This is a genomic window from Pseudomonas sp. NFACC51 (genome assembly GCF_900103575.1).
In the GTDB taxonomy this organism is placed as follows: domain Bacteria; phylum Pseudomonadota; class Gammaproteobacteria; order Pseudomonadales; family Pseudomonadaceae; genus Aquipseudomonas; species Aquipseudomonas fluorescens_Q.
In genome coordinates this window covers 78,123-95,013 of sequence record NZ_FMXH01000016.1, presented here as the reverse complement: position 1 = coordinate 95,013, position 16,891 = coordinate 78,123, and the positions used below count along the sequence as shown (strand labels likewise).

General features: G+C 56.2%; 8 protein-coding genes. 5 read left to right on the top strand and 3 right to left on the bottom strand.

The window, feature by feature from the left end:
* Positions 1–136: 136 nt before the first annotated feature.
* The 4 genes from BLT00_RS25560 (at position 137) to BLT00_RS25545 (ending at position 10,735) form a co-directional block, all read left to right on the top strand.
* The gene (locus BLT00_RS25560; RefSeq protein WP_092142865.1) at positions 137–2,419 is read left to right on the top strand and encodes a hypothetical protein; all 2,283 of its coding nucleotides are present in this window, start codon (positions 137–139) and stop codon (positions 2,417–2,419) included.
* Positions 2,420–2,448: 29 nt separating this feature from the next.
* On the top strand, positions 2,449–5,358 hold the full coding sequence (locus BLT00_RS25555) for a hypothetical protein (protein ID WP_092142868.1): 2,910 nt from the start codon (positions 2,449–2,451) through the stop codon (positions 5,356–5,358).
* Positions 5,359–5,406: 48 nt separating this feature from the next.
* A complete protein-coding gene (locus tag BLT00_RS25550; RefSeq protein WP_092142871.1) occupies positions 5,407–5,907 on the top strand; it encodes a hypothetical protein in 501 nt (166 codons plus the stop codon).
* A gap of 121 nt (positions 5,908–6,028) precedes the next feature.
* Positions 6,029–10,735, top strand: a complete 4,707-nt coding sequence (locus BLT00_RS25545; protein ID WP_092142874.1) for an RHS repeat domain-containing protein — start codon at positions 6,029–6,031, stop codon at positions 10,733–10,735.
* Between the two features lie 195 nt (positions 10,736–10,930).
* Here BLT00_RS25545 and BLT00_RS25540 read toward each other — a convergent pair whose 3' ends face one another.
* Positions 10,931–12,520, bottom strand: coding sequence for an ABC-F family ATPase (locus tag BLT00_RS25540; RefSeq protein WP_003181279.1), 1,590 nt, complete (start codon positions 12,518–12,520; stop codon positions 10,931–10,933).
* 404 nt (positions 12,521–12,924) lie between these two features.
* On the opposite strand from BLT00_RS25540, the gene lpxO reads away from it, so the two are divergent.
* Positions 12,925–13,824, top strand: a complete 900-nt coding sequence (lpxO, locus tag BLT00_RS25535) for a lipid A hydroxylase LpxO (protein WP_092142877.1) — start codon at positions 12,925–12,927, stop codon at positions 13,822–13,824.
* A 15-nt stretch (positions 13,825–13,839) separates the two neighbouring features.
* Here the strand turns inward: lpxO and ligD are convergent, their stop codons facing one another.
* Positions 13,840–15,807, bottom strand: coding sequence for a DNA ligase D (ligD, locus tag BLT00_RS25530; protein ID WP_092142880.1), 1,968 nt, complete (start codon positions 15,805–15,807; stop codon positions 13,840–13,842).
* Between the two features lie 32 nt (positions 15,808–15,839).
* Complete coding sequence (locus BLT00_RS25525) at positions 15,840–16,730, bottom strand: non-homologous end joining protein Ku (RefSeq protein ID WP_092142883.1); 891 nt, start codon at positions 16,728–16,730, stop codon at positions 15,840–15,842.
* Positions 16,731–16,891: the final 161 nt, after the last annotated feature.

Here is a 16,891-nt window from a genome sequence, read left to right as displayed (position 1 = left end):
TACTGCTCGCGCTGCCCTTGCTCGATATTCCCGATGTGCCGCTGAGTGTTGCCGCGATTGAGGGCGGGACAGGCCTGGTTTATTGATCTGTATAACGACTTGCTTGCAACCCATTTATTAAATGAGGAAAGTAGCGATGGCCAGTTATTCGGTAACCGAACTGTTAGGCTGGATGCAGGGCACCAGCCAGATGCGCGAGTGGGATGCATTGTTTGCCTTGTCGGGTCATTCGGTGAACCAGGCGCTACAAAAGGACCATGCACTCCGATTGAGCCAGGGCATAAGCCTGAATGGCATCACCGGAAGTTACGAGGTGCCGGATACTCCGCTTACCCATCACTTGATCGGGTGCTCATTGAGTTATCCCGAGATTTCCTTTCCATCAACGTCGTATGTATCGAATGCCGTGGGTTCATCCCTGCAAGTGAGCGGCGGTCAAGAAGTGATCACGCAAAAAAAAATTGATCAACAGCTTATCCAGTCGGTTTTTCTCTTTAGCCCACTTAATGCTTATAAGTTGGTCACAGACGAGCAACCGGTTACTTTCCAAGAGCCAGCAGCCGGGCGCGATGCGCAGGTCGTGCTGGACCTGACGCTGGCAGAAGAACTCAGGCTGACGAGTTCGCCGGTGCCGGAGGAACAGGTCGCTGGCGGCAAGTTCTTCAAGGCGCAATTTGAAGCCTTGGCCAATGAACGTTCCGTATTTCCGTTGGCCAGGTTCCCGGATCAGGAAAATCCTTTCCTGTGTATCAAGTCCATTGATGTGGGCACTCAATCGAGCGGGGAGGTCGCGGGCGAAGGAGCGTTGCTGTTTTATCAAACCATGGCGATGGGCAGGCCCGGCTACAAACCGAGCGAATACCGATACCTGATCGCCAATGACGCCGATAAGGACTACGCCAGCACCGCGCTGTTCTCGTCCAGGCTGATCAATCGGGCCGCGTTCGGCGGGGCACTGTTGAGCATGTTTGGCAGCAATCACTTCGAACTGATGGAAGACGATGGACATGTGATAGGCATGAAAGCCACCTCGGGCGAGTTGACCATTACAGCTCGCGATTATAAGGACAATCTTTACGACTTTGGCTGTGACACTTTTGGTATCTCGCTGGTGCAAGGAGCTCAGCCACTGACGGCCGAATTTGAACTGACTCGGGCCGTTCAGCACTGGCAAACCAGGGCCGATGTGCCACTGCGTTATCGGCTCCAGGGCAGCACGGGTGGATGGACCTCTTTTACGGTGACGTTCACCTTCAGCCTTGAGCAGGTGTTTCGGATGATGGTTGATGAGTTCGCGCCGTACGAAGTGGGTGCCGAGTTATTTGTGCCACGCACGCAGACGCCGGACGTGACGTATATCAGCGGCCTGCCGGATAACACACCGCAACTCCTGCGCGGTCGGATCGTGGCGTTTATCGGGCATGCGGTTAAAACCGCGTTGATCGAGCAGTACGCCGAATGCCTGACGGCCACCGGTACCCAAGTGTTTTTGGCGGATGTAGACCTGGCGGGTGCCCACCGGTTGCAATCGGAAGTCGTGGCGCTCCCACAGGATTATGTCGACTTTGGCCGGGTTCTTTCCTCCAGCGCCTCGTTCACGATCCGTGCGCCGAAAACGCTGTTATTGCCTGGGGAAATTGTTTTGTTCGAGGTGGAGCCGGCCGCCCCCGGAGTCAGTTTCACGATAGAGGCGCCGGGCGCTTTGGATCCTGGAAGGATGACGCCTGAAGGGGAGTACCGGGCACCGCCGGCCCATACGCTGGGCGCAGCCCCTCTTCAGGTACTGGTCATTGCCCATGATGAGGCCAGTGACGAGCGAAGTGTGGTCGTAGTAACGGTGATCAGGGAAAGTCTTGTGGTCAATCCCGTTATTCAAGTGTGCAACCCGCAGGATCGCATTTCGTTTTTGGCGGGCTCCATCGGTGGCGGACCATTGACGTGGGAAATAAAGAATCGGGTACCGGGCGAAAGTGGAGATTTGGTCCCCAATCCTGCCACCGGTGGATACGACTATATTGCCGCTGACGAGATCACGGGTGAGGCCGCCTTTGTTTTCGATGAAATCAACGTGACCGATGAAGACAGCGGCAATACATGGTCAAGTTATGTGGTGGCACAACATAAAAACACGATAATGGTTATAAAGCCCGATCTTGAATCTTCCGCCGAAGGTGAACTTCAGTTACGCGCCACGATTAACCACTTTCCCATCGAGGCAGAGTGGTTCCTCCCCTTTGACGGTCCCGGAGAAATCGATAGCGATACGGGGTTGTATCGTGAAGGCGGACCCAGTGCACAACCTTGCGTCGTCATTGGCGCAAAATGGGTTGAACCCGTGCTTGGTCTATTTGAAGGTTACACCATCGTGCCATTACCGTTAGCCGATTCAGGTGCGGTCATTCGAGCGTTGAGTTTGTAATCCATCCTTTTATTGGAAGAGGATTTATCATGGCTACGTTGAATGAAGTTCTTGCGCTTATGCAGGGTAGACTGACTACCCGAGGTTGGGATGCATTATTCATATGCGACCGCCTTCGCATTAATTATCTTCTGGAACAGCAATATGTAACGCGTTATGAAGAGTTCACTTTCTTACCCTATTTGAATGGTCGCACTGTCATTAACGCGTCTGAGAGTCAGTCTGTCGAGGTTAAATCAATCGTTCTCGGTGCGCCGAAGGTGTCTTTCGAGAGTGCGACCTTAGCGGACTCCAGCGCTACGGTGACGATGAATATCGTGGGCGGGGAAATCAAGACGTGGCAATCTCGAGTGGGCGCTTCGGACACTCTATTGTCCACGGGTTACATCACCGAACAACAGGGTTTCACCCTGACGATGAAGGTCAACTTGTTCTTGGTGGTGGCTGAAGTCGACCGGCAAGGCCGTATCACGATGGATTTGAAGGGGGCCAGTACCTTTACCTGCGATCTCTTGGGCGGGGAGCACGCAGAGCGCCTCGGTGCCTATTTTAAAGAGCAGTTTGACAAATTGTCGTCGGACCAGACGGTGTTTCAGCTGGGACGAATCGGCCTCAAGGGCTACCACGGGCTTGCCCCAAGGCGTTTCCGCCTGCGGACCCAGGCTGCACCCGGAGCGAAGGTCAGAGGTGCGGCAAATGAAGGCGATGGTGTGGTGCTCGCATTGATCGAACTGCTGGCCGGTAGTGGCCCGGGGCAAGAACTCGGTGTCGACTTTCCTTATTTGATGCCCGATGACACCAATCCTGGTGGTGATCGCAAATACACCGCCTTGTGGGTGTTATCCCGGGACATGCTGAGGTATGCCAACAATAACGACGTGGAGTTACCGGCGCATCTATCTTTCCCCGGACTGAATTTCTACGAAGAAGTCTCGCAACACAGACCTCATGACGTGGTGTCGTTTGGTCGCATCAGCCCCGCACAGACCAGCATACGCCTGGAGCCCGCGTTCCCAGTCATCGAGGCCGGGGGGCGACAGCAATTCCAGCTACTCGATTGGGAAGGCAGGACGCTGACGGCCAAAACGTGGAAAGCCGTCAGCCTGCAAAGTCACTCCGAGGACGGGCACGGCACCATAGACAATGGCTTGTATAGGGCGGTGTCGTCGCAACGTATTGGCTACCACTCGTTGCGTGTGCTGGTGACGGCTACCTATGAAAACAACGGCAAAACCTACACCGCCTCGACTTTGCTCAGGGTGGACTACAGCAAGGTGGAAATCGCGCCGAAACTGGTGACCCACTTGCTCAAGAAGGAACCTGGCGAAGTTACACTGAACGCGACCGCGATGGGGCAGGAAGCCCGATGCAGCCTGCTTGCGCCGCTACAAGGCAGCCTGACCAGGGTTGCCGACACGCAGTGGCGGTTCGTGGCCAGCGCCGAGGCTGAGCTCAAGAGCTTCTCGATTCAGAAGGTGCTGTGCGAGACGCTCGGTGCTAACGTCAAAACAACGCAATCTACCCTGGTGCTGGACAATGCCCAGTCGTTTTTAAGCGTCGAGCCGGCTGTGGTGGAGCGTCTCAACGCCGCCAATACGGTGCAATTGAACCACGATGTTTCTCTGATGCCGCAGGTGCCGCGGCGGTGGCGAGTGGTCAGTGGTGTCGGCAGCGTGGACGAAGGGCTTTACACCGCCCCACCGCAAGGGGTGGAGCAGACAAGCGTGGTGTTGTGTGAAGTCGTACGTAACGGCGTGGTGTTTTTCCGGGGCTACAGCGTGATTGGCGAAAAACAGCAGGACCCGGATCCGACTTGGGAAGTCCCCCTGGCCCTGTTCACGATCAAAGTGGTGGGTGGGCCGGAGCTGGATACGCAAGGTAATGTGCTGGCCAATGGTTACCAGCAACTTCATGTTCAAGTCAGCACCCAGACCAATGGTGTGTGGGATCCAATAGACGAAGAGCTCAAGTACTACAAACTGAGTTTGACTGAGTTGGCAAGCATGCGCCTGCTCTACAAAAATTACAATGAGCTGCCTTTTATACCGGTGGAGGATCTGGGAGTCGATCCGGGGGCGTCACAAGAGTTGCAAGTGCATAAAATCCTGAGTCCTTACTTCGACCTGGCCATTCCATCTAACCCCGGCCAAGTACCGAATGCCGACGCTCTGCGAGCAAATGATTCTCTGGTCGAGCAGGATTTCTATCTTCATTCCGTTGCGCCCGTCAATACCACCGCAACGCTGCATGCCAGATTTCAGAAAGACAGCGCCGATGGCGGTGGTGAGTGGATCGATACAGCGAAAGAGGGGGAAGAGGGCATCGGTAAACGAATCACTGTCAGGTCCGTGAAGCCTGCAGAGTTTGTATATGATCTCACTCGGGTGCGCATAGCCGGTGGCAGCGGAGGCGAACCTGGCAATGATAACGCTGACTTCGATATGATTCTTAACAGCCAGGATTGGTGGACGTTCAAGTGCAGGGGGCAGGACTTTATCATGCTCGAATGGCTACTTCCTGATCAATTAGAACCGGGTGTTCCGAATTTTATTAATGTGTCTTCCATTCGCTGGGAAAGCGAAAAGCTGGAGGAGACTATGTTTAGTTGGCTGGGCTATTACTTTGAAGATGTTACTGGAAATAATGATTTAAAAAACAAGGTGGCTTTCGATGATTTCATGCCTGATGTTGTAAAAGATCCCCAGCTTCTGGATGTTGCCAAATCCACTCGGTATGACCCCTTCACCTTTGCTGTTTTACTGTGTCGAAACGATAATATTCCGTACATTTTGCCTCGCGCCCATCCGCGTCCGCGGTTGGATCAAGATTTGAAGGTTGCCTTGCGAGACAAGAACGGCAATCTTCACAAACAGAGAATTTCATTCAAGCCCAAGGGAACCTATTATCATCGTAATTATCTGGATAATACGGCTTTATGATCTTTCCCCTTCATCCATGATTGGTCGAACCTTTGCAGGTGACTGACAATGAACATTTTTACGAAAATAGGCGCCGGCTTGCTGATTGTTGCCGTTCAGGCGATGACTGTCGTTCTGGCTCAGGGAAGTATTAAGCTATATCAAAAAGGTAGTATAGAGGATCCTGGTGGCACCTGTAGTCTTGATATTGGTACTGAATACAAAGCCTATGGTTTTACAGATGATAGTACGAACGACTGTACGAATGATATGTACAGTTTTTTTACCCTCTATAATGTGGATTCTGCCGTGCAGATTGCCTTCGGTTCGGAATCCAACTGCCGAAAGGTAGGGCCAGACTATACCGGGGATTGGTACTACAGGGTGAAAACCTATATCCAGCCCACCAATAGCACCCTGATTTCAATTCCGGGTACGCTGAGGTCGGCAACACCTGGGCAACTTCTAAAACCGGGAGTGATGTTTGTAGATGGGAAAAACAAAAATAATGAGAATGTCGAAGGGAAGCTGTCCTGTGTTTATATATGGCCAGGTACGCCTGCAAGTTAATCATGCCTGCCTAGCGCTCACTTTTGGCGGTGAAATCTAAAAGCAAGCGGTTGGGAAGCTCAAGGTTACTCGATATTGGCGCGTGGTTTTCTGAGTTTGTTTCTTTCCAGAGGTGGCAATCATGACCGACTCCACGGCGGTACATTCCAACGCTTTCAATTTCATGAGTTACATAGCGGGCGGGGTTGATCCTCGAACCAATCAATACACTTTTTCCATCAACTTCCCCGAATTCAAACCCAACTTCTTGAACGGTCCGCTGCTGTCCCTGGCCATGGGCTTCAATCCCATGAACCGTCATGACAGCGGTTACGGCACCGGCTGGAACGTGCAGCAATCGCAATATCGGGTTCAGCGGCAAATCCTGACCTTGAACAGCGGCGAGCGTTACAAGGTTACGGCGCAACGGGAGGAAGGGGTTCTGGTCGAGCTTCTGATGAAAGAGAAAAAGCTCAACACCTTCCGTTTTTACCGTGATAAAGACGACGATCAACTCTACCGGCTGGTGCATAAGTCCGGTCTGGTCGAAGAACTCAGGGTCCATGGCCGGGGAGACGATGCGGTTGCCTTGCCTGTCCGGATGATCGCGCCGGAAGGTCATGCGGTGACGCTGGGGCACTTGCCCTTCGGTGCCCATGATTTCCGGCTTGCGAGCATCAGTGATGAGCGCGGCGATTTGCTGAAGGTAGACCGTCAGGAGGGCAGCGTCATCCTGGACCTGCACCCCACTGCCGGCGCCAATGGCACGCCGTTGGCGCGCTATTCGATGACGCTGGATTCCGGCACCGAGAAGTACGTCAAAGTCATTACTTTGCCGAGCGAAGCGGGTCGCAACGTTGCCTGGCGTCTGAATTACAGGCCAGTGGGCGAATACACCTGCATCGTGTCGGTGGAAACGCCACTGGGCGGGCGGGAAGAGGTGGTCTATGACGCGCAGGGCCATGAGTTTCCCACCGGCAGTGGTCGTCAGCCCATACCCCGGGTGAAAGAACACCGGGTGTTCCCTGGCAGCGGACAGCCCATGGTAGAAACGCATTACAGTTTCACCGACGGTTCGACCTACCTGGAGACCAATAATTTCCTGGGTCGCAATCTGGCGCTGAGTTGGAACGATGACGGGTTGGATAACCTCTATCAGTTCACTGGCAGCCATTACGCCTACGGTTGCACCGAGCATCTGATGGATGGAGGGGTGGAGGTCCAGCGTATCAAACGTACCTTCAACCAGTTTCACTTGCTCACCCTGGAGACCACGACGCGCAACACGGCACAGCAGGAGGTCGAGACTGTGTATGGTCAGATCCCCGGTGGGTTCGATGGCCAACCAGACTGGTTTCAACTCCCTCACGAAGTCACCAACCGCTGGCGGTTGGGTAGCCAATTACGTAGCGAAAAGTCCAGCAGCACCTATGACAGCTACGGCAATCTGTTGGTCCAGACCCATCCCACAGGTGTTGTCGAAACCAGTTTTTACTACGATAAGGACGGAGAAGATGGCTGCCCGAAAGACCCCGATGGCTTCGTGCGCAATCTCAAAAGTCAAACCCAGACGCCCGCTCCTGGCTATGTGGCCGGTGCGCCGACCCTGCGGACCGATTATCGCTACGAGCTGTATCCATCGCTGGACGGCAGCGGACGTTCGTCGTGGCTGGCGCTCGAACGTGAAACGCTCACGCGAACGGCTCCCGGCGCCGTCATGGAATTACGTAGCACGGCCTATGAGTACTACCACGACAAGGACGACGCGCAGGCGCATGTGGTGCATGGACGCCTGAAGCACCAGTCGGTTGCGTTGAATGAAAAAGCAACGAAAACCGCCTACACGTACGGGGTGACGATGGGCACCCTGGCCGACGAGACGGTTCTGCAAACAGTGGAAACGCTGACGACAGACTTCGATCAGGTGCACAAAATCATTACATTGGAAAGCTCGCTACTCAACGGCGAGTCGCTGCTTGAGCGCGACGACAATGACGTAGAGATACGCCGCACTTACGATGTGCTGAATCGGGTCACCAGTGAAACCGTGGCACCGAACGACCCACGCTACAAGGCAACGCGCAATTATGAATATTATCTCTCCGCCAGCATTGGGCAACGGGCCGAGCAATGGTTGTTCGACGTCAAGGGCGTGAAGACCGTGACGGCATTCGATGGGCTTAACAGGGCGGTTTACGAAGAGCGCAACGATGCCGACAGCAGCCAACCGACAATGCGCCAAACCTACGCCGCCCAGTACGATGTTTTCGGGAACCTGATCGAACAGACCGAATACGATTGGTGGGGAGCGCAGGAGAAAGCCTTCAAGACACGGTTTCTGTTCGACGACTGGAATCAGCCCTTCTGCGAGATCGGCCCGGACGGCGTGGAGCGCTATAAGCAAGTCAATCCGATTGGCGATCGAAACTGGTCAGGCCCGATTGAACGAAGCTGGGAGCAGGATTCGACGAAGGTCCACTTCAGCGGGATCACTGAAACGCGTCTCAACCTGTTTGAAAAGCCTGTCCAGACAGAGCGTCTGGCCTTGGATGAAAGCGTAATCAGTCGGCAAAAATATAGTTATGACGGGTTGGGACGGTCGGTGAAGGAAGAGTTGGGCCTCAGGACTCCGTTGCGCGTTACCGAGTACAGCTATGATGCTTTCGACCGTATGACGCAAACCATCTTGCCTCAAGGTGCCAGGATTGTGCGCGAATATGCCGAGCACAGCGCTGAAGATTGGCCTACACGCATCAGCGTGGATGGACAGGAACTGGGAACGCAAACGTTCGACGGGCTGGGCCGCATGACCGAGTCGGTCACCGGAGGGCGTTTGCAACGCTATGAATACGATCCGCAGCAGACCCGACCTAAGACCGTGACCCCCGCCAGTGGTCAAACGGTCGAATACCAGTACATGCCACAGTTGAGTGATGAACCTCTGCGTCGCCAACTTTCAGGTGGGGACATCTGTAACTACGAGTATGACCCGGCCAACGCGCGATTGACGAAGGCCAGCGTGGGCGGGCGGACACTGGCACGTACTTATTTCAGTTTTGGCGAGCCCAAGAGCGAAACCGTTGAAGCGGATGGGCAAACTTTCGCGATGGCCTACGAGTATAGTTTTCGCAGTCGTTTGCTCAGCTATACCGATGTGCTCGATCAAATACAGCAGTATGAATATGACCCTAAAGGTCGATTGGAGCGTACATCCTTGGGGACGACTTCGTCGGCCTTCACTTACGACGCCTTGGGGCGTGTCGCTACCATCACCACGCAGGACATCGTCGACGGCGCACCGGCGAGAATCCTTGGTATCAGCCTTGAATACGATGAGTTTCATCGTGAAACAAAGCGTACGTTCGACCTTGATGGTGTTATCCAGGTATTGGATCAGGTATACGACGAGTTTGACTGTCTCGTGCGACGCACCTTGACCGAAGGCCCCCAGACGCTGCGTGACGAAACCTATGCCTATGATCTTCGTGGACGCCTGGAGACGTATACCTGTGCGGGCAGCCAACCGCCAATTGATCCGTATGGCAACAGGCTCTCGGGGCAAACCTTTATCTTCGATGCGATGGATAATCTGATCATCGTTATCACAGAGACGGTCGATGGAAAAAACAACATGGCCGAATATCATTATGAAAACCCGCAAGACCCTGCCCAACTGAGTCGAGTCACCAACTCAGGGGATGCGGGGCATCCAGACGAGCTGGTGCTTTCCTATGATGCCAACGGTAACCTGATTCAAGACGAGCAAGGCCGAGTCCTGGAATATGACGCGCTTAATCGGCTGCTCAGTGTGAGTGAGTCCGGATCGGGTAAAACGGGTAACTTCCAGTATGATCCACTGGACCGGTTATCCAATAACGATGACGGTGGCGGTTCCCAGCAACATTTTTACAAGGGCGATCACATCACCAACCTTGTGGACGGGGAGCGGAGCAGTACCTTCATGCGCGGCGATGACCATTTATTGGCAGAGCGTCAGGGCGACAACACGCTGTTACTGGCCGGTAATTTCACCAACAGTGTAATGAATGAAGTCAGCTCCGACTCAACCCATTCTCTTGCTTACAGCCCTTATGGCCATCGTAGCGCCGAACAACCTATCAGTACCGAACTGGGTTTCAATGGTGAACTGAGGGAGGCTCAGACCGGAGGATATATGCTGGGAAAGGGTTACCGGGTGTATAACCCGGTGCTCATGCGATTCAATAGCCCGGACAGCTGGAGTCCATTCGGCAAGGGGGGGCTCAATGGGTATGCATACAGCCAGAGGCCGCTCGATGAGGTAGACCCTACGGGGCACTTCGTTGTTAACGCGGCGTTGGGCGCCTTGCTTTTAGGCGTTATAGCTGCCTCCACAAGTGTTGGTGCGGCTCTCACCGACGACAACACGGCTCGCATTGTGTTTATCGCCATTGCTTCGGTAGCGGGGGTGGCGTCGATTGGTTTAGGCGTGGCGGCATTTAGGATGACCCCAGCGCCGAATAGAATGCCCGTTGCGCATCCACGGTCTCGCGCTGGAACTGCTTCTCGCCCTACAGGCAATGTGCCGAGACCGACTAACGATCCATTCGCTGGTGCTACTGCTCCCCCGCTTTCTGCATCGGCTGGCGATCCATACGCTCCTACTGCTCCCCGGCTTTCTGCATCCTCAGCGTCGGGAAGGGTTGGCGATCCATACGCTGCTACTGCTCCCCTTCCTTCTAATCCGCCGAGTTATTCTGCCGCGACAGCAAAATCAGGCATGCTACCTAAGTATACTGAGCTGGATTTTGACGAGCTACTGAGAGGGGCGACAATAAGAATGAATGGTATTAGAAGCACAGCTCCATAAGCCTAACCCGCGCAACGCCATTCCTTCACTGTGCTGTTAAAGCCCAGCGTGTTCATGGCGCACGTGTTTGTCGGATTTCCTCATTCTTCTTGCATGAACGGCATCACGGGATATGCGCCTTGAAATACAAAAAGCCCTGTCACAGTGGACAGGGCTTTTTACTTGCCGCTTGAAGCTTGCAACTCGCAGCTGCCCTTAGAACACCACACCCTGGCTACGCAGGTAGTCGTCATAGGTGCCGCTGAAGTCGACTACGCCATCGGCGCTCAGCTCGATGATGCGGGTGGCCAGGGACGATACGAACTCCCGGTCATGGCTGACGAAGATCAGCGTGCCCGGGTAGTTTTCCAGCGCCAGGTTCAACGCTTCGATCGATTCCATGTCCAAGTGGTTGGTCGGTTCGTCCATCACCAGCACGTTCGGCTTTTGCAGGATCAGCTTGCCGAACAGCATGCGGCCTTGCTCACCACCGGAAATGACCTTGACCGACTTGAGGATCTCGTCGTTGGAAAACAGCATGCGGCCCAAGGTGCCACGCACCAGTTGTTCGCCGCCCTGGGTCCACTGGCCCATCCAGTCGAACAGGTTGACGTCGTCCTCGAAATCGTGAGCATGGTCCTGGGCGTAGTAGCCCAGTTCCGCGGCGTCGGTCCATTTCACGGTACCGGCATCGGGTTCCAGTTCATTGACCAGGGTGCGCAGCAAGGTGGTCTTGCCGATCCCGTTCGGGCCGATGATCGCCACGCGTTCACCGGCTTCGACGGTGAAACTGAAGTCCTTGAACAGCGGCTTGCCGTCAAACCCTTTGGCCATGCGCTCGACAATGACCGCCTGACGGTGCAGTTTCTTGGTCTGTTCGAAGCGAATGAACGGGCTGACGCGGCTCGATGGCTTGACCTCGGCCAACTGGATCTTGTCGATCTGCTTGGCGCGAGAGGTGGCCTGCTTGGCTTTCGAGGCGTTGGCCGAGAAACGGCTGACGAACGACTGCAGTTCGGAAATCTGGGCTTTCTTCTTGGCGTTGTCCGACAACAGTTGCTCGCGGGACTGGGTCGCCACGGTCATGTACTCGTCGTAGTTGCCCGGGAACAGGCGCAGCTCGCCGTAGTCCAGGTCCGCCATGTGGGTGCAGACACTGTTCAGGAAGTGACGGTCGTGAGAGATGATGATCATCAGGCTCGAACGCTGGGTCAGCACGTTTTCCAGCCAGCGGATGGTGTTGATGTCCAGGTGGTTGGTCGGTTCGTCGAGCAGCAGCACTTCCGGGTCGGAGAACAGCGCCTGGGCCAGCAACACACGCAGCTTCCAGCCTGGCGACACTTCGCTCATCGGGCCGAAATGCTGCTCGATGCCAATCCCCAGGCCCAACAGCAGTTCACCGGCACGGGATTCGGCGGTGTAGCCGTCCATCTCGGCAAATTCGGTTTCCAGTTCGGCCACGGCCATGCCGTCTTCTTCGGTCATTTCCGGCAGCGAATAAATGCGATCGCGTTCGGCCTTGACCTTCCACAGCTCTTCGTGACCCATGATCACGGTGTCGATCACGGTGAATTCTTCGTAGGCGAACTGGTCCTGGCGCAGTTTACCCAGGCGCACATTCGGCTCGAGCATGACCTGGCCGCCGGACGGCTCGAGGTCGCCGCCGAGGATTTTCATGAAGGTCGACTTGCCGCAACCGTTGGCGCCAATCAGACCGTAGCGGTTACCCGCGCCGAATTTGACAGAGACGTTTTCGAACAGTGGCTTGGCGCCGAACTGCATCGTGATGTTAGCTGTAGAGATCAAAGGTTTATCCTGCGGAACATTCAGAGTAGCTAAGGGTGCGGCAGTACCTGTTCAGTACCTGTTTGCGCACGTCCCGACCGCGCAAAGGCGTCGCGGTCGCAAGCGCAAGGGTCCATCCGGCATAAGAGGACAGCAGCAATACGGAGCGCCTGGCCCGGTAGACGTGCGTCGAAGCCGCGTTTGCGGTATCGACCAAAGGGGGCGCGTAATAGTTGGCGGCGATTGTACTGGTCTGGCCGCATAAACGATAGGGTATTGCCCGGGCAAGACAGTTTTTCACAATTGAAGGATAACTTTTGCTTACAAACTGTGGCTAGAATGCCATTTCACCCTGTGCCACTGCCTTGCCGTTTGGCTGGCCCCGGGGAAACGATCTGTTCACTCCAGCATTGTGACGGTTTTTCGTGAAGCTCATCATTGTCGCACTCTACATCTTCTCCATTGGCTACGTTCATCTGCGCGGTCGGGTGCGGCATAAGTTCGGACGCCAACTGAGCGATCATTCGTCGTTTCTCGCGCCGATCAATTGCCTGCTTTACTTGTGCTCGAAACTGCCCAACAGGCCGTTCCTGAGTCCGGCGCAGTTCCCGGACCTGAGCCCATTGCAGGCCCATTGGCAAGAGATCCGGGCCGAAGGCCTGGGCCTGCTGCACGCGGGGGAGATCAAGCGTTCCGATCAATACGACGATGTGGGCTTCAACTCGTTCTTCAAGACCGGTTGGAAGCGTTTCTACCTGAAGTGGTACGGCGACAGCCATCCTTCGGCCATGAAGCTATGCCCCCGTACTACCGAGCTGGTACAGAGCATCGGTTCGATCAAGGCGGCAATGTTCGCCGAGTTGCCTCCGGGCTCGAAGCTGGTCCGGCACCGCGACCCCTATGCCGGCTCCTATCGGTATCACCTGGGCCTGGAAACGCCCAACGATGCTGGCTGCTACATCAATGTCGATGGCGAGCCCTATCATTGGCGCGATGGCGAGGCGGTGATCTTCGACGAAACGTTCATTCATTACGCCCAGAACACCACCGACCATAATCGCATCATCTTGTTCTGCGACGTGGAGCGGCCCATGAAGTTTCGCTGGGCTAGCGCATTCAACCGCTGGTTCAGCCGCACCGTGATGGCTGCGGCCGGTGCGCCCAACGACGCGGGCGACAGGACGGGCGCCTTGAACCGGGCGTTTTCCAGGCTCTACAAGATACGGTTGCAGGGCAAGGCTCTGAAAAAACGTAACCGCACGCTGTATTACCTGCAGAAGTGGGCGTTCTTTGGCGGCCTGCTGGTGATCTTTATCTGGATTTGAACGCTGGATTTACCTTCATGCCTCGGGCTTTTGCGCATCCAGCTGTTCCCACATCCTGGCGGTGATCCGCTGACGGTGGTGGTAGCCTTCCCAAGGATCGGCGCCCAAGCCCTTGGCCCGTTCCAGAGCGGTATAGATGTCCCATTGCTGTGCGTTGCGCAGGGTCGGCAGTTCGGCCCGGGCGATTGGCACCGAGACCGGCAGGCCTGGCCTGGCGCGCACTGAGTAGGCGGCCACCGTGCTGGCGCCGCGGGCGTTGCGCAGGTAGTCGACGAATATTTTTCCGACGCGGTTCTTCGGTCCCATGGTGGCCGTGATGCGCTCTGGCATTTGCCGGGTCAGGAACTGCGAGATGGCCTTGGCGAATGCCTTGGTGGTGTCCCAGCCTTCACTTCTCGCCAAGGGCACGATCACGTGCATGCCTTTGCCACCGCTGGTCTTGAGAAAAGCCTGCAAACCCAACTCGTCGAGCACCGCCAAGGTCATGTGGGTCGCCTCGATCATGGCGCTCCAGGGCAGCGAAGGGTCTGGATCCAGGTCCAGGACAAACAGGTCGGGGGTCTCGATCCGATCGTGGGTCGCGGTCCAGGTGTGCAGTTCCACCGTGCCCATCTGCGCCGCGCTGACCAGGGCGTGGATGTCATCGATTTCCATCAGCGCTGCATGGCCCGGGTCCAGTCGCGGATCCAGCTGTTTGATATGGGGAATGTCCAGGCGATCGGCGTGTTTTTGGAAGAACTGCTCTTCGCCGATACCGTCCGGTGCCCGCAACAGCGCGACCGGCCGCTGCTTGAGGTGCGGCAGGATCCACGGGGCGATGTCCAGGTAATACTGCGCCAGCTCGGCCTTTTGCACACCGCTGACACTGTCGATGACCCGATCGGGGTGGGTGATCGTCACACCGTCGACTTTGGCCGCGCGGGTTTTGCTGCGACGCTGGGTTTTTGCTGTCGTGGATTTTATCGGCAGCGGCTGCTCACGAACAACCTTGTTGGCCGGTGTCTCGGTCGAAAAACCCAGGAAAATGGCCTGCCGCACTTGGTTGTCGCCAGTCCATTCAATGAACTCTACCTCGCAGGTCAAGCCAGGCTCGACCCATTGCACGCCGCGTCCTTGCACACCGTTGAGTGGCAGCGCCAGTGGCGAAGTCTCGCGTTGCTGCGCGCACAGTTGCGCATGTAATTGTTGGATTTGCGTCTGGCTGAATCCCGTGCCGACCCGACCGGCGTACACCAGCCCCGACGGCCCGTTGACCGCCAGCAACAGCGCGCCGAAACCGCTGCGCCTGCCTTGGGGGCGAGTGAACCCGACGATGACGAAGGCTTGGCGCAACCGGCACTTGAGTTTTACCCAATCGGCGCTTCGCCGGGACCTATATGGGCTGCCCACGCGCTTGCCGACCACGCTGTCCAATGAAAGCGCGATAGCGCTTTCGAACATGTCGTGCGGGCTGGCCGAAAACGACTCGGAAAAGCGCAGGCGCTTGCTGGCGTTGTTGCCAAGGGCTTTTTTCAGGGCCGCACGGCGTTCCTCCACCGGAGCCTGGCGCAGGTCGACGCCATTGAGGAACGGCGCATCGAACAGGAAATACAGCATATCGACGGTGCGGCTGATGTCGAAGGCCTGGCGCAGGGCCGCGAAATCGGAGCGGCCGGTCTCATCGAGCAGAACCAGTTCGCCGTCGAGCCAACTGTCCCCCAGGTTCAACCCGGCCAGGGCGTCGGCATGCAGCTTCAGCCGCTCGGTCCAGTCCTGGTGATTGCGATTGAACAAGCGGACTTCACCCTGTTCGATGCGGGCCAGCAGTCGATAACCGTGGAATTGGACCTCATAGCGCCATTCGCCGGTGGGCGGTTCTTCCACGGGCGTGGCCAATTGCGGCGACAGGCGCTCGGGCAGGCGGTTTTGAGGCGCCTTTCGGGCTGTCGTAACCTCCGGCTTGGCGTTGGACAAACGAGCAGATTCACTCTCGGCGTTGGCCATGACAGATTCCCTTGTATTGCGCACGCCAGGGTTTACCCCCGGGAGGCCTTGGTGGCTTTTTTGGCAGGAGCGGATTTGCGGGCTTTCGCAGGTTTTGCAGGGGGCTTCCCGGCGGATTTGTCGGTGGCCTTGCCCTTGCTGCCCAGGCTGCGCTTGAGCAACTCGGTAAGGTCGATGACATCGGCGGTCTTGCGTTGTTCTTCGCCCGGGTCGGTTTCCACCGCTTCGAGGCGGCCTTCGTTGGCCTTTTTCTCCACCAGTTCCATGATTTTGTCTTCGAAACTGTCCCGGTATTCTTGCGGTTCCCAGTCGGCGCTCATGTCTTCCACGAGACGTTTGGCCATTTCCAGCTCGCCCTTGGCCAGGGTTGGGTTCGTCACTTCGTCGCCCAACTCGAGGACATCAAGGTCGCGTACCTCCGCAGGCCAGCGCAGCATCACCAGTACCAGCGCCGATTCAAGGGGCATGAGCGCCGCCAGGTGCTGGCGGGTATGCAGCACGACATGGGCCAGGGCGACCTTGTGGGTCTTGACCAGGGTTTCGCGCAGCAGGGCATAGACTTTGCCACCGCGTTTGTCGGGGGCGAGAAAGTAGGGTGTGTCGATGTTTTGCAACGGGATCTTCTCGCTGTCGACAAAGGCAAAGATATCGATGGTCTGGGTGGACTTGGGGTGAGCGGAACGGATTTCCTCCTCGCTGAGCAGCACGTACTGGCCTTTCTGATACTGGACGCCTTTGACGATGTCATCCTTGGTCACTTCCTTGCCCGTGGTCTTGTTGACCCGCTTGTAGCCCACCGGATCCATGCTGCGTTTGTCCAACCAGTCAAAATCCACCCCCTGGGACGAGGTGGCCGACACCAGCGCGACAGGAATGTGGACCAGTCCGAAGCTGATTGCGCCTTTCCAGATTGCCCGTGCCATGGTGGTGTTGTCCTTGCCGGTGGATGTCTTTCTGGTGACCTTCGCGCCTTGGGAAAAGTTTCCATTGTGGGGCGAGCAAGCTTGCTCCCACCTCTCTTCGGAGACGCTTCGTTACATCTTCACCGGGATATTTCGCTTAACAAGGGCGAACCTGCGGCGTA

Excerpts from the sequence above, each read along its gene's own strand:
- BLT00_RS25560 (WP_092142865.1), top strand. The coding sequence starts at position 137 with ATGGCCAGTTATTCGGTAACCGAACTGTTAGGCTGGATGCAGGGCACC.
- BLT00_RS25555 (WP_092142868.1), top strand. The coding sequence starts at position 2,449 with ATGGCTACGTTGAATGAAGTTCTTGCGCTTATGCAGGGTAGACTGACT.
- BLT00_RS25550 (WP_092142871.1), top strand. The coding sequence starts at position 5,407 with ATGAACATTTTTACGAAAATAGGCGCCGGCTTGCTGATTGTTGCCGTT.
- BLT00_RS25545 (WP_092142874.1), top strand. The coding sequence starts at position 6,029 with ATGACCGACTCCACGGCGGTACATTCCAACGCTTTCAATTTCATGAGT.
- ligD (WP_092142880.1), bottom strand. The coding sequence starts at position 15,807 with ATGGCCAACGCCGAGAGTGAATCTGCTCGTTTGTCCAACGCCAAGCCG.
- BLT00_RS25525 (WP_092142883.1), bottom strand. The coding sequence starts at position 16,730 with ATGGCACGGGCAATCTGGAAAGGCGCAATCAGCTTCGGACTGGTCCAC.